We start from the raw sequence: 13,342 nt of genomic DNA on the forward strand, positions 1-13,342 counted from the left end.
TGATCACTTTCCTTCATAGGCATCAGGCGAGTTTCCAGCCATGTCCTGCCTATCGAGCACGCCGACATCCAAGACAGGAGACGCATCAATATGCTGTGCATCCATCATTTGGGCAACGCGTTGCAGACTTGAAATAATCATCGTTTGCTCCCACTCCTGAAGGTCATTAAATTGTTTGGCAAATTGGTCCTGGAGAGGGGTGGGGGCATCCTTTAAAACTTCTAAGCCCGCATCGGTTAAGTAGGCGTGGACCTTACGCTTATCTTCCTTGGACCTTTCTCGATAGACAAATTCGCGCTTTTCCAAGCGGTCAAGAATGGTTGTGACGGTAGCTTGGCTCAAGCTCATGTCATGTGCCAGTTCACCAATGCTCACTTCGCCCTTATTTCTTATCGTTTGCAGCAAGAGAATCTGTGGTGCTGTTAGCCCGGTTGTTTTGGCTAAATGTTTGGAGTGGAGGTCTGTCGCCCGAATAACGCGACGAAGGGAAACCAAAACTTCTTCGATATGATCCAATGGACAGTCCTCATAAACTTGGTATTAAGTAGCAGAGGTCTCTCAAAGCCCCTCTAATAAGATAACTAGATTATCCCTATGCAAGACTGTTCCTACAACATTTTTTGAGGAATCTGCTTCGATATTGATTTTGCTTGGCTCAACTAGAAAGATTTCGCCCACGTGCTCGACGGCTATTCCAGCGGCGCCACGGCTTGAGTCTAGAATGAGAATTCTTTGATGGGCTTCTGCAGTGCTTACCTGTATATGTTTCTCAGCAGAAAGTACCGGAACGATTTCACCGCGAACATTTAAGATGCCTGCTATTTCGGGGTTTGACCCAGGAACAGGGGTTGGTTCTCGATAGGTAATTATCTCTCTGACCAGCTTAACCTCATATGCATACGTTTCTTCAGCAAGAGAGAAGCTTACATATTGTATGGCTGAATCAGCTGGCATATTCCTTCCAAATTCTTTCGCAGGTTTTAGTATTATTATATTTAGTGTACTATATTTAGATCTCAAAATACTTTTTGCATTAAATCGCTCATATTAGTGAAAATATAAGGCTTTAAGGCGCATAAAATTGTAACAGCTAGTAAAAAGTAGCATAAATACAGGCAAGTTATACATAGATGTCTAAAAATAAATGTTTAGACATCTAAAATAATAAATTATGAATCAAACCACACTTAGAAGACCGCTAGATACTGATGGCCGATCAGTATTTGCGCTCATAGACCGATGCCCACCTCTGGACACTAACTCAGCGTACTGCAACTTGCTGCAGTGCAGTCATTTCGCTAGCACCTCAGTGATAGCGATAGACGATGACAAGACACTTGGCTTTATATCCGGCTATGTCATTCCCGACCGGCAAGACACTTTATTTATTTGGCAGGTCGCCGTTGATGAGCGTGCTCGCGGTCAAGGTCTTGCTAAGCGAATGCTCAAAGATATTGTGACGCGGCAAGAATGCGCTCAGGTCACTCACTTGGAAACGACCATTACAGCTGACAATAAAGCCTCATGGACTTTATTTGAAAGCTTCGCAAAGGATTTTTCTGCTCCCTTAGCCAAATCTGAAATGTTTAGCAAAGATACGCATTTTGCTGGCTTGCATGACACGGAATTTCTGGTCCGAATCGGTCCATTTAGTTCCTAACCTCGCACACTAAATAAGACTCGCACCAAACATCCTATGGAGGATGCTAATGAAAATATTTGATGAAATTGAATCTGAAGTTCAGAGCTATGCTCGTTCTTTCCCTCGTGTTTTTAATCGCGCTAAGATGGAACACCTCTACGATGAGGAGGAAAATGAGTATCTAGACTTTCTGGCGGGTGCGGGAACAATTAACTACGGGCATAACAATCCGCTATTTAAGCCTCTCTTAATGGACTACATTGAGAATGATGGTATTACGCATGGCCTGGATATGCATACCAAGGCGAAAGGTGAATTTCTAGAGGCTTTTAATGAGAAGATTCTAAAGCCTCGGGATCTCGATTATGTTATGCAGTTTACTGGTCCGACTGGTACCAACGCAGTTGAAGCGGCTTTAAAGCTAGCGCGTAATATTAAAGGCCGTCAGAACATTATTTCTTTCACCAATGGTTTTCATGGCGTTAGCCTTGGCTCTCTGGCTGCGACGGGTAACTCTCATCATCGTGGCGCGGCGGGTGTCAGCTTAGGCGGCGTAAGCCGCGTGCCTTATGACGGCTACTTAGGTGACGAGATTGATACCACAGCTTATCTTGATAAAGTGCTTTCAGATTCCAGCAGTGGCATCGACAAGCCCGCTGCAGTGATTGTTGAAACTGTGCAAGGTGAAGGCGGTATCAATGCGGCTAGTTTTGAATGGTTGCGTAACTTAGAAAAAGTCTGCCGAAAGCATGATGTACTGCTTATCATCGATGATATACAGGCGGGTTGCGGTCGTACTGGCACCTTCTTTAGCTTTGAAGAAGCAGGCATTAAGCCCGATATGGTGACCTTATCGAAATCACTTGGCGGATACGGCTTACCTTTTGCTGTTGTTTGATTTAAGCCAGAGCTGGACCAATGGAAACCAGGAGAGCATAACGGTACGTTTAGAGGCAACAATTTTGCATTTGTAACCGCGAAAGCCGCCATTGATCATTACTGGTCTGACGACAAGTTCTCTAATGAGATTAAGCAAAAAGGCGAATATATTAAATCGCGCCTGGAAAAGATTGTCGACTTGTATGGCGACGGAAATTTCACGACCTGTGGACGCGGCATGTTTCAAGGGATTAACTGTGTAAACGGTGAGATCGCTGGCAACATTACACGCAATGCTTTTCAGCAGGGGCTTATCATTGAGACAAGCGGTGCTGATGATCAGGTGGTTAAATTTTTATGTCCTCTCGTAATCAGTCAAGACTCTCTCAAAAAGGGTATTGATATTGTTGAGCAAGCGATCAAAGAGGTTTGTGCTAAAGAAGACCAAATCCCTGAAGATAGCGACTATTTTGATGATGCGAAGATGGCAGGCTAATCGTCAGTATTTAATGGCTTAGTCATCATGCTATTTTAGGCGTCACGTTATTTAACTGGATAAAGAGAAACAAGGTAAAAAAATGATCGTAAGAAAACTGAGTGAAGCGGAAAATTCATCAAGACGCATTGTCTCTCCTGATGGCAATTGGGAAAGTACGCGTATGCTATTAAAAGATGACCAGATGGGGTTTTCGTTTCACATCACGACTATCTATGAAGGCGCAGATTTTCAGATGCACTATCAAAATCATTTGGAGTCGGTTTACTGCATGTCAGGTGAGGGTGAGATAGAGAATTTGGAAGATGGAAAAGTGCACCCGATCTCTGCAGGCACGATCTATGTTCTGGATAAGCATGACAAGCATATCCTAAGAGCATTTAAAGAAATGAAGATGGCATGCGTCTTCAACCCTCCGCTTAATGGCAAGGAAGTACACAACAAGGAAGGTGCCTACGAATTAGAAGCGGATACTATTGAATAATATATATTGAGTACCTAGTTCTATCCCAATTGATAACAATAAATGAAAGGGCTTTGCTGATGAGCGTACCTAACCCTAACGATAAATATGGCATTCACAGTACTGACTACAGCGTTGGGCAGCACAATGTTCAACGCTGGGGTTTTGATATTCATAACCCGGTATTTGCTGTGAGTTCCGGGCTGATATTGTTATTTTTAGTAGCCACACTGCTAACTGATTCAGCGACCGCAAAAGCTGCATTAGATGGTCTTAAATGGGATATTATTGGTGCTTTCGATGGTTTGTTTATTTGGGCAGGCAATATTTTTGTGTTGTTCTGCCTGGCGCTTATTGTTTCTCCTTTCGGCAAGGTTCGCTTAGGAGGCAATGAGGCAAAAGCAGAGCATTCTACGCTAACATGGCTAGCGATGTTGTTTGCTGCAGGCATGGGCATCGGGCTGATGTTCTGGGGAGTAGCCGAACCTGTTTCCTATTATACCGGCTGGTACAAAACGCCTCTCAATGTGGCAGCAAACACGCCCGAAGCGGCGAGTATGGCCATGGGCGCGACGATGTATCACTGGGGAATTCACCCCTGGGCGATCTATGGCGTCGTTGCGCTTTCCTTAGCTTTTTTTACCTACAACAAAGGGCTTCCACTCTCTATTCGATCCGTTTTTTACCCGCTGCTAGGAGAGCGTACGTGGGGATGGCCTGGCCACATTATCGATATTCTTGCAGTACTTGCGACACTCTTTGGTCTAGCCACATCTTTAGGGCTAGGGGCGCAGCAAGCGGCGAGCGGTATTAATCACGTGTTTGGCACTGATGGCGGTATCGGCTTACAGATTTTAGTTATCGTGGGTGTGACTGCCTTAGCTATCATCTCGGTCGTTAGAGGCTTGGAAGGTGGTGTGAAGTTACTAAGTAACGTGAATATGGTGATCGCCTTTGTATTATTGATTTTTGTTGCAATGGTAGGCTTAGCTGTAGCGCTGGGGAATGTTCCCACTACGATTGGTGCGTACCTTGAGAATATAATACCGCTTAGTAATCCGCACAATCGAGATGACGAAGCCTGGTTTCAAGGTTGGACGGTGTTCTATTGGGCCTGGTGGATATCATGGTCGCCTTTTGTCGGAATGTATATTGCGCGTATATCTAAAGGCAGAACTATCCGCGAATTCCTCTGTGCCGTGCTACTCGTGCCAACCGCAGTGACTGTAATATGGATGTCGGTCTATGGTGGTATTGCCATCGATCAAGTTGTGAACGGTGTCGGTGAGCTTGGAGCAAATGGTCTAACGGATGTCCCGCTTGCCATGTTTCAGATGTTCGATGAGCTGCCCATGAGTCAGCTTCTATCGATGATCGCTATTCTCCTTGTATTGGTATTCTTTATTACTTCTTCCGATTCAGGGTCTTTGGTCATTGATAGCATTACAGCAGGTGGCAAAATTGATGCGCCCGTACCCCAACGTATCTACTGGGCAACTATTGAAGGCGCAATCGCGGCTGCCTTGTTATGGATAGGAGGGACCGAAGCAATACAAGCGCTGCAAGCAGGTGCTATCTCTTCAGGGTTGCCATTTACCTTTGTGTTGCTTGCGATGTGCGTTAGTTTGTTGATGGGGCTCAGAACTGAGCCTAAGTATTACTCATAACACGATCACGTTTGCTTTGTTAAGGTTAGATTAAATACTTAATGAAGCAGACGTCCGCTTTTAGGGTAATAGTTTAGGCTAAGGATTGTTATCGTTTGTTTGTGCTTCTTCAGAGGGAGTCTGGGGTTTGTCTTTATTGTCGTCACTTAAATCTTGCAGAAGCTTGGCATAATCACTGGCAGTCTTACCGGTAATCACTTCAAGGCGACGAATTTTCTTGTCGAACTCATCTTTAACTTTTTTTAACTCGTTATGCAATTCAACAATGTCGTGTTCATTGTTATCGATATCGGACTTATACTTTTCGAGCTTTTTCAAGGTCGTCTCGAAAACCTTCAAGCCCTGTCGTTGGCGATTGGCTGCTTGTGCTTCTTCCTCAATAATGCCATTTTTACTGGCATCAATCTTAGTACGTTTTACCAGAATAAGCCCTTTGATATCTTGAACTCGGCGAGACAGGACTCGCACGGCATCATTTGGATGACTGTAAAGTTGTTTAAGTTCGCCGTCGATGAGGGCTTGTTTTTCAGCTTCAATTTTCTGTAGGCGCTCTTGTTCTAGGGCGGCGTCTCGGGCAGCAATTTGCTCGGCTGTTAGTTCTGGCGCGACAACTTGGATAACTCTGCCCTGTCTATTCAAAATATCGTAGCCTTTTTTGACATATTCAGGAGGAATAGTCTGATTGAGCACATAGGTTCCCTGATTGTCTTTATACCGGTATAGTTGCGCCGCAGATGCATGCGTAGCCACCAAAGAAAGACTGCATAGCAGTAGCAGGGCAACCACGGCTAGCCGCTTGCCAGTATGCTTGAAGATATAAGGTCGTTGTGAAGTATGAATCATTCTAATATCTAAATATTTTTCGGATATCCAAAGTATATCTGATTTTTTTATGCTTTTGTGTTGCAAGAAATTTAATTTATTGAGTGTTTGTTCAGCAATATGCAAAGAGTGGCATTTTCTCTGTTGAGCACTGATAAAAGAGTTTTTATATGGAATTTCTAATTGAACAAGTTGTGCTGTTTTGCGTATCGATTATTGCAAACGGCTTGAGTGCGATGGCTGGTGGAGGCGCTGGCTTGTTACAGTTTCCTGCTTTGCTCTTTCTTGGTTTGGGTTTTACTGTCGCCTTGGCTACGCATAAAGTCGCCAGCGTTGCTTTAGGCGTTGGGGCGACTTTACGCCATATTAGAGAGAAACAGTTGAGCTTGGCTTTTGCTAGTCATATTCTGCTTTTCGGGTTGCCAGGCGTGATACTCGGTGCCTTATTGATTCTCTCTGTTCCCGATGAACTAGCCAAGCAAGCTTTAGGGGTCTTAACGATAGCTTTGGGTTTGTACTCTGTATTTAAACCGGAGCTGGGGATGACGACGACGACCAAGGTATTTAAGCGTATTCATTGGCTGATTGGCGGCTTGGTACTGTTTTTAATCGGTGTTTTGAACGGCTCGATTACCTCAGGAACAGGCCTGTTCGTTACCTTGTGGCTGGTGCTTTGGTATGGCTTGGAGTACCAGCGAGCGGTTGCCTATACCTTGATTTTGGTGGGATTGTTTTGGAATGGTGTGGGGGCGCTTACGCTGGCCTTACAGACCGAGGTTAAGTGGTCGTGGGTACTTCCTTTGGTTTTGGGGGCTTTAGCTGGAGGCTACCTTGGAGCGCATCTATCGATCGCCAAAGGAAATAAAATTGTTAAGCGCTGTTTTGAAGTAGTGACCATTTTGGTTGGGGTGTCTTTGCTGGTTTAGAGACAGATACTCATCTGCCAGCAAACAAACTTGTCTAGGTCGCAGGCCGCTCCGTGACCTCTGTGGTGAGTGCTTATCTGGGTTTCGTTCTTTAAGAGATCAAACACTTGAACCACAGAGAACACCGAGCGCTTCGCTGCACAGAGAAGACATGGAGAAAAACATTTTTAGTTTTTATCTCTTCTCTGTGTAGGCCGAAGGCCTCTCTGTACCCTCTGTGGTTAATGGTTTTTTGGGTTTAGTTCTTTAAGAGATCAAACACTTGAACCACCGAGAACTTCGCTGCACAGAGGTTATGATCAATCAAGCAATCCCAAACTGTGATCTATATGCAGAAACGGCATCCGCGTACTGCGATAAACTTGCATCATCCTGAATGTAGTCTAATACTTGAGTTAAGTTGACGATACTGGCGACTGGGATATTAAAGTCTCTTTCGACCTCTTGAATGGCAGACAACTCGCCCTGACCCTTTTCCTGGCGGTCAAGTGCAATCAGAACACCTGCTGGCTCCGCACCTGCGGCCTCAATGATTTTGATCACTTCGCGAATTGCCGTACCTGCCGTAATCACATCGTCGATAATCATTATCTTGCCTTTAAGTGGTGCGCCAACGAGCGTGCCACCTTCACCGTGAGCTTTTGCTTCTTTACGGTTGAATGCAAAGGGCGTGTTAATGTTATGCAATGAAGAAAGACAGACTGCTGTAGCAGAGCCTAAAGGAATGCCTTTATAGGCAGGACCAAATAGAACATCGAAGGGAATATCCGAGTCAACCAGTGTTTGGGCATAAAATGACCCAAGCTTGGCAAGTGATAAACCATCGTCGAAAAGACCCGCATTAAAAAAATAAGGGCTAACACGGCCAGACTTAAGGGTGAATTCGCCGAACTTCAAAACGTTCTTTTGGATAGCAAATTCAATGAATTCGCGCTGGTGGGGCTTCATATTTGTATTTTCTCGCATTAATTGCGCCTAAATTGAAAGATATTACAGTGTTTTTCTTTTCAAAAAATGTGAATTAAGTATCATACCACGCAAATTAATTATGAGGCAGTTATGCGAGTAGTATCAATTAACGTAAATGGATTGAAGAGAGCTGCAGAAAATGGTTTTTTTGATTGGATGCGTGAGATCGATGCCGATGTGGTATGTGTCCAGGATCTGCAAGGCAAAGTTTATGATTTCGATGACGAAATCTTCCACCCCGAAGGTTATCAGGCTTATTTTATAGATGCTGAAAACCCTGAAGATGGCGGCGTGGGTATTTATACTCGCCACTTCCCCAAGGCAATTATGTATGGCTTTGCTTATGAGCCAGCAGATCGTGAAGGGCGCTTTATTCAGGCTGACTTTGAAAATGTTAGTGTTGCTTCAATGCTTGTACCCAATGCATTAGGCAAACCTGAGAACCAGGAAGCAAAGGATAAATTCCAGGACGCGTTTCAAAGCCATCTGGAAAAAACTCTCCGTAAGCGTCGTCAGTTCATTTTTGCGGGCAGTTTCAATTCCGCGCATTTGGTGACAGATGCGAGCAAAAAATACCATGAGATGGACGTGAGTGGCTTTAAAGCGCATGAGCGAGACTGGTTCGATACGGTTTTCGATGACTTTGGTTATGTTGATGCGTTCCGCCATGTGAATGTTGAAAGAAATCAATATACCTGGTGGCCAGAGTGGGCCAAGGGTTGGCGAAAGAATGCAGGCTGGCGAACAGATTATCAGATCACGACCCAGATGATGCGTAATGTTATCGAAGATGGTTTTATTGATATGGACACGCGCTTCTCGGATCACGCACCTGTTATTATCGACTACGACGTGATTATGTAGTTTCGGTGATTAGAAATAAAAAAGGGATGGTTGCTACCATCCCTTTTTTTATTCTAGGCTTTCTTTACGAGTTTCGCGCTGCTTCCTGCAACTCAAATATCTCGTTAATGCCTTTCTTCGCTAGTGCTAACATGGCATTAAATTCGGACTCTTCAAACGCTTCACCTTCAGCAGTGCCCTGAATTTCGATAAAGCCGCCTTTGTCAGTCATGATCACGTTCATATCAGTTTCTGCTTCTGAGTCTTCCGGGTAGTCCAAGTCGAGAACGGGTGTACCTTTGTAGATGCCTACAGAAATCGCCGCAATCTTTTGCTTTAGCGGGATTTCTTTCAGTTTTCCTGCATCTACCAAGCCTTGAAGAGCGTCCATGAGTGCCACGCAGCCCCCAGAGATAGACGCTGTACGAGTACCTCCATCTGCCTGGATAACATCGCAATCGATTTGAATGGTGCGTTCGCCGAGTGCTTTCATATCAACAGCGGCGCGTAATGAGCGACCGATTAGACGCTGAATTTCGACGGTACGACCTGTTTGTTTACCCTTTGCTGCTTCACGGATCATACGTGAACCGGTAGAGCGAGGCAGCATGCCATATTCAGCGGTTAACCAACCTTGTCCTTCACCTTTTAGGAAGCGGGGTACCTTTTCGTCTATTGAGGCAGTACAGATAACTTTGGTGTCGCCAAACTCAACCAGGACAGAGCCTTCAGCATGTTTTGTGTAGTTTCGGGTGATTTTAATCTCGCGTGCTTGATCTGGTTGGCGTTCGCTTGGTCTCATAAAGTTCTTCCTATTGGGGAATTAAATAAAGGGGTACCGGGAAAATTTGCCGGCAAGTTTATCACTTTAAAGGTGGGTTTCTAAGTGCCTAGCGAGTAGAATTCGTAAATCAATTTGAACATACGTAACTGAGCTAAGTGGGGAAGTACCAATGCTGAAAAGCATGACAGGATTTGCACGTTTAGAACTTGAAAGTGAACAAGGTGTATTAACGTGGGAGCTAAGAACGGTCAATCATCGTTATCTCGAGCCTCACTTAAAAATACCGGATATGTTTCGTGAAGCGGAACCTAAACTCAGATCCTTGATGCGTAAGTACTTATCTCGGGGCAAGCTAGACTGTTCCTTAAAGTGGCAGCCCAGTAACCGTAAAGCTGATGGCTTGAAGGTGAATGCTGAAGTGCTCGCTCAGTTAAGTGAAGCCTGCCGTTCGGTAAATGAGTTATTTGATGACGTCGCACCGGTTGATGCGATCTCGGTGCTTCAATGGCCTGGCGTGATTGATAATGAGTCAGGTGACCGCCAGCAACTGTTGGCACAAGCCAATGAGTCCTTTGAGGCCTGCTTAAAAATATTATTGGAAAACCGTCAACGTGAAGGCACTCAGCTAGAGCCTCTGTTTGAAGAGCGTTTAGTCGCTATTGAAAATATCGTTAAAGAAGTGCGCGCCTGGTTGCCAGATATTCTTAAAAAGCAAAGCGAATTAGTGAAGAAGCGCTTCGAAGAAGCTTCTGTACAAATGGACAATGAACGCCTTGAACAAGAGATGGTTTTGCTAGCGCAGAAAACTGATGTGGCTGAAGAGCTTGATCGTTTAGATGCTCATGTAGTTGAAGTACGAAGTGTACTGAAGAAAAAGGAGCCGGTGGGGCGACGTCTTGATTTCCTTATGCAGGAGTTAAACCGAGAAGCCAATACCTTGTCATCTAAGTCTATCGTAACAGACACCACAAAAGCGGCGGTAGAGTTGAAAGTTTTGATCGAGCAGATGCGCGAGCAAGTACAGAATGTAGAGTAGAGCGCTACTTGCAAAAACAGAGAGTGCCAAGGCAAAGCCTAGGGCACTCTTTTGAACTAACTACTTGGAAGACTCAACAAGCTGCTCAGCTTGCTTAATCGGCATATGACGCACATCTTTACCTTTTACGATGTAGATCACGTGCTCAGCCAGATTACACGCATGGTCACCGATACGTTCCAAGGCACGTAGTACCCACATAACGCTGTGAATCTGGGAGATACTGCGAGGGTCTTCCATCATGAAGGTCATCAGTGAGCGAACCGCTGACTTGTACTCGGCATCGACAGCATGGTCTTCTTTCATAATATCCAGTGCCATATCGATATCGAAACGTGCAAAGGCATCGAGTGCACCATTGACCATTTGACCAACATGATCGCTGATGTGGCGAATTTCGACGTAGCCGCGAGGTGCTTTGCCCTCTTCAGTCAGGCGGATTGCCATTTTGGCAATCTTACTGGCTTCATCACCAATGCGTTCGATATCTGCAACCATTTTGATGATAGAAATGACTAAGCGAAGGTCACTCGCTGCCGGCTGACGTCGTGCAATCAACTGGGTACAGTCTTCGTCGATCAGTAACTCCATTGCGTCAACTTCTTGGTCTTTGTTACGGACCGTATCGGCGAGTTCGCTATTGTTGGTGATAAGAGCTTCTACTGCATCAGATACTTGACGCTGTACGATACCGCCCATATTTAGCAACTGGTTACGCAACTCAGATAAATCCTGATTGAATTGCTGGGAAATGTGCTGAGTGTGGCCGTCGTTTGTTGTAATACTCATATTTGCCTCTTTTATCCGTTAATGCAGCATAGTGTCATGTAGCGAGTTGATATAGTCCTAAACCTAACCGTAACGACCGGTTATATAGTCTTCAGTCTGCTTGTTACGTGGGTTGGTAAACAGCTCATCAGTGTTGCCAAATTCGATCAAGTCGCCCATATACATAAACGCCGTGTAGTCAGATACACGAGCAGCCTGCTGCATATTGTGGGTTACGATAACGATAGTATAGTCATCTTTTAGCTGGTGAATCAGTTCTTCAATTTTCAGCGTAGACAATGGGTCCAAGGCTGAAGCGGGTTCATCAAGCAGTAATACATCTGGTTTAACAGCAACGGTTCGTGCGATCACCAAACGTTGTTGCTGACCACCGGATAGACCCAATGCGCTATCATCAAGACGATCTTTAACTTCATCCCAAAGTGCTGCAGAACGTAGAGACCATTCTACTGTTTCATCTAGAATACGCTTTTTGTTGATTCCTTGAATACGCAGGCCATAAGCGACGTTTTCATAGATGCTCTTTGGGAAAGGGTTTGGCTTCTGGAATACCATACCAATGCGGCGACGAAGTTCAGCCACTTCGACTTTACGTTGGTAGATATCTTTACCTTCGTGCATGATTTTACCGGTGATGCTACAGCCATCAACCAAATCGTTCATGCGATTGAAGCAACGCAATAATGTCGATTTACCACAACCCGATGGGCCGATAAAAGCCGTTACTCGGTTCTGTGGGATCTGCATATTTACGCCGTGAAGGGCCTCTTTTTCACCGTAGCATAAGCGTAAATCGTCAACGGTTAGTGCAATTTTTTCGTCTTCCAGCTTTAGAGCTGCAGACTTACGCTGTAGTGAACTGATATCGATAGCGTGCGTCTTAGTTTCGGTTTGTGCGCCTGCTTGTGTCGTCGAATCATTTGTATCATTTTGCATAGTCATATCTCTTTCTGGTGTCTATCCAGTTAACTCAATAATTATTAAAACTCAAACCATTTCAGGCGCTAGTTAAACTTCTAATGCTTTGTACTTCTCACGTAGCTTGTTACGAATCGCGACTGCGCTTAGGTTTAGCATTGCAATAACGATAACCAATAATAGCGAGGTTGCGTAAACAAGTGGTCGTGCCGCTTCGACGTTAGGGCTCTGGAAGCCAACATCGTAGATATGGAAGCCTAAGTGCATAAACTTCTGGTCCAAATGCAGATAAGGGTAGTTGCCATCTAGCGGTAATGAAGGCGCTAGCTTAACCACACCTACCAGCATCAATGGCGCAACTTCACCCGCTGCACGAGCAATCGCAAGAATAACACCGGTCATCATTGCAGGGCTTGCCATAGGTAGTACGACACGCCAGAGTGTTTCAGCTTTGGTTGCGCCCAAGGCCAGGCTACCTTCACGAATGGATCTTGGAATACGTGATAAGCCTTCTTCAGTCGCTACAATAACCACTGGCAATGTCAGGATCGCTAGCGTGACTGAAGCCCATAACAAACCACCGGTACCTAGCGTCGGCGCGGGTAATGCCTCAGGGAAGAAGGCCTGATCAATACCTGAGCCCAGGAAGTAAATAAAGAAGCCCAGGCCAAATACACCGTATACGATAGAGGGAACACCGGCGAGGTTGTTAACCGCGATTCGGATAATTCGGGTAATTGCACCCTGGTGTGCATATTCACGCAAGTAAACAGCGGCGATAACGCCTAGTGGTGTCACCATGATAGACATGACGATTACCATCAAAACCGTACCGTAAATAGCGGGGAAGATACCGCCTTCTGTGTTGGCTTCACGCGGGTCATCGCTAACAAACTCAACTAGCTTCTCAATATAGAAGGAGATCTTCTCAGCCAGCGACATTTTGTTAGGCTGGAATGCGCGAACAACGTGGGCTATCTCGATTTCTCGCTCTTGGCCATCCGCTGTTGTTGCGACGAGACTGTCACGATTGATTTGCGTGTATAAATCACTCAGGCGTGATTGCAGCCCTTTGTATTGATTATCGAGCGCTGCGCGTTCTTCTTTA

Annotated in this window: 14 protein-coding genes and 1 pseudogene; 7 read left to right on the forward strand and 8 right to left on the reverse strand. The window is 45.2% G+C overall.

What is annotated here, in order from left to right; all coding sequences use genetic code 11:
- Window positions 1-3: 3 nt before the first annotated feature.
- Together A3763_RS13345 and A3763_RS13350 are read right to left on the reverse strand one after the other, a co-directional pair.
- Complete coding sequence (locus tag A3763_RS13345; protein ID WP_068512375.1) at window positions 4-516, reverse strand: MarR family winged helix-turn-helix transcriptional regulator; 513 nt, start codon at window positions 514-516, stop codon at window positions 4-6.
- Window positions 517-558: 42 nt separating this feature from the next.
- On the reverse strand, window positions 559-954 hold the full coding sequence (locus A3763_RS13350; protein ID WP_068514448.1) for a chemotaxis protein CheW: 396 nt from the start codon (window positions 952-954) through the stop codon (window positions 559-561).
- 217 nt (window positions 955-1,171) lie between these two features.
- On the opposite strand from A3763_RS13350, the gene ectA reads away from it, so the two are divergent.
- The 4 genes and pseudogenes from ectA (at window position 1,172) to A3763_RS13370 (ending at window position 5,147) form a co-directional block, all read left to right on the forward strand.
- Window positions 1,172-1,660 carry a diaminobutyrate acetyltransferase gene (ectA, locus tag A3763_RS13355; RefSeq protein ID WP_068514445.1) on the forward strand — a complete coding sequence of 163 codons (489 nt, stop codon included), beginning with the start codon at window positions 1,172-1,174 and terminating at the stop codon, window positions 1,658-1,660.
- A gap of 49 nt (window positions 1,661-1,709) precedes the next feature.
- Window positions 1,710-3,017: pseudogene (ectB, locus tag A3763_RS13360) on the forward strand (diaminobutyrate--2-oxoglutarate transaminase).
- An 82-nt stretch (window positions 3,018-3,099) separates the two neighbouring features.
- Window positions 3,100-3,501, forward strand: a complete 402-nt coding sequence (locus A3763_RS13365; RefSeq protein WP_068514443.1) for an ectoine synthase — start codon at window positions 3,100-3,102, stop codon at window positions 3,499-3,501.
- Between the two features lie 59 nt (window positions 3,502-3,560).
- Window positions 3,561-5,147: a BCCT family transporter gene (locus A3763_RS13370; RefSeq protein WP_068633499.1), complete on the forward strand. Its 1,587-nt coding sequence runs from the start codon at window positions 3,561-3,563 to the stop codon at window positions 5,145-5,147.
- A gap of 78 nt (window positions 5,148-5,225) precedes the next feature.
- On the opposite strand, the gene A3763_RS13375 is transcribed toward A3763_RS13370, so the two are convergent.
- On the reverse strand, window positions 5,226-5,990 hold the full coding sequence (locus A3763_RS13375) for a hypothetical protein (RefSeq protein WP_068633501.1): 765 nt from the start codon (window positions 5,988-5,990) through the stop codon (window positions 5,226-5,228).
- Between the two features lie 149 nt (window positions 5,991-6,139).
- Here A3763_RS13375 and A3763_RS13380 point away from each other — a divergent pair, with 149 nt between their 5' ends.
- Window positions 6,140-6,895 (forward strand): sulfite exporter TauE/SafE family protein, encoded by a 756-nt coding sequence (locus A3763_RS13380; protein ID WP_068514435.1) that lies wholly within the window; start codon window positions 6,140-6,142, stop codon window positions 6,893-6,895.
- A 303-nt stretch (window positions 6,896-7,198) separates the two neighbouring features.
- Here the strand turns inward: A3763_RS13380 and pyrE are convergent, their stop codons facing one another.
- Window positions 7,199-7,843 carry an orotate phosphoribosyltransferase gene (gene pyrE, locus A3763_RS13385; RefSeq protein WP_068514477.1) on the reverse strand — a complete coding sequence of 215 codons (645 nt, stop codon included), beginning with the start codon at window positions 7,841-7,843 and terminating at the stop codon, window positions 7,199-7,201.
- 111 nt (window positions 7,844-7,954) lie between these two features.
- On the opposite strand from pyrE, the gene A3763_RS13390 reads away from it, so the two are divergent.
- The gene (locus A3763_RS13390; protein WP_068514433.1) at window positions 7,955-8,728 is read left to right on the forward strand and encodes an exodeoxyribonuclease III; all 774 of its coding nucleotides are present in this window, start codon (window positions 7,955-7,957) and stop codon (window positions 8,726-8,728) included.
- Between the two features lie 64 nt (window positions 8,729-8,792).
- Here the strand turns inward: A3763_RS13390 and rph are convergent, their stop codons facing one another.
- Window positions 8,793-9,509, reverse strand: a complete 717-nt coding sequence (gene rph / locus A3763_RS13395) for a ribonuclease PH (protein WP_068514431.1) — start codon at window positions 9,507-9,509, stop codon at window positions 8,793-8,795.
- Between the two features lie 151 nt (window positions 9,510-9,660).
- On the opposite strand from rph, the gene A3763_RS13400 reads away from it, so the two are divergent.
- Complete coding sequence (locus A3763_RS13400) at window positions 9,661-10,527, forward strand: YicC/YloC family endoribonuclease (protein WP_068514428.1); 867 nt, start codon at window positions 9,661-9,663, stop codon at window positions 10,525-10,527.
- Window positions 10,528-10,587: 60 nt separating this feature from the next.
- On the opposite strand, the gene phoU is transcribed toward A3763_RS13400, so the two are convergent.
- From phoU to pstA, 3 genes are all read right to left on the reverse strand, one after another.
- Complete coding sequence (gene phoU / locus A3763_RS13405) at window positions 10,588-11,310, reverse strand: phosphate signaling complex protein PhoU (protein ID WP_304438889.1); 723 nt, start codon at window positions 11,308-11,310, stop codon at window positions 10,588-10,590.
- Window positions 11,311-11,379: 69 nt separating this feature from the next.
- Window positions 11,380-12,252: a phosphate ABC transporter ATP-binding protein PstB gene (gene pstB / locus A3763_RS13410; RefSeq protein ID WP_068514420.1), complete on the reverse strand. Its 873-nt coding sequence runs from the start codon at window positions 12,250-12,252 to the stop codon at window positions 11,380-11,382.
- 72 nt (window positions 12,253-12,324) lie between these two features.
- The coding region (pstA, locus tag A3763_RS13415; protein ID WP_068760127.1) for a phosphate ABC transporter permease PstA at window positions 12,325-13,342 on the reverse strand (1,018 nt) is incomplete at its 5' end.

The organism is Oleiphilus sp. HI0128 (assembly GCF_001635365.1).

What these genes read in the sequence shown, in the direction of transcription:
- A3763_RS13390 (WP_068514433.1), top strand. Translation starts at nt 7,955, where the DNA reads ATGCGAGTAGTATCAATTAACGTAAATGGATTGAAGAGAGCTGCAGAA.
- A3763_RS13375 (WP_068633501.1), bottom strand. Translation starts at nt 5,990, where the DNA reads ATGATTCATACTTCACAACGACCTTATATCTTCAAGCATACTGGCAAG.
- A3763_RS13350 (WP_068514448.1), bottom strand. Translation starts at nt 954, where the DNA reads ATGCCAGCTGATTCAGCCATACAATATGTAAGCTTCTCTCTTGCTGAA.
- A3763_RS13400 (WP_068514428.1), top strand. Translation starts at nt 9,661, where the DNA reads ATGCTGAAAAGCATGACAGGATTTGCACGTTTAGAACTTGAAAGTGAA.
- ectA (WP_068514445.1), top strand. Translation starts at nt 1,172, where the DNA reads ATGAATCAAACCACACTTAGAAGACCGCTAGATACTGATGGCCGATCA.
- pyrE (WP_068514477.1), bottom strand. Translation starts at nt 7,843, where the DNA reads ATGAAGCCCCACCAGCGCGAATTCATTGAATTTGCTATCCAAAAGAAC.
- A3763_RS13370 (WP_068633499.1), top strand. Translation starts at nt 3,561, where the DNA reads ATGAGCGTACCTAACCCTAACGATAAATATGGCATTCACAGTACTGAC.
- rph (WP_068514431.1), bottom strand. Translation starts at nt 9,509, where the DNA reads ATGAGACCAAGCGAACGCCAACCAGATCAAGCACGCGAGATTAAAATC.
- pstB (WP_068514420.1), bottom strand. Translation starts at nt 12,252, where the DNA reads ATGCAAAATGATACAAATGATTCGACGACACAAGCAGGCGCACAAACC.
- A3763_RS13365 (WP_068514443.1), top strand. Translation starts at nt 3,100, where the DNA reads ATGATCGTAAGAAAACTGAGTGAAGCGGAAAATTCATCAAGACGCATT.
- A3763_RS13380 (WP_068514435.1), top strand. Translation starts at nt 6,140, where the DNA reads ATGGAATTTCTAATTGAACAAGTTGTGCTGTTTTGCGTATCGATTATT.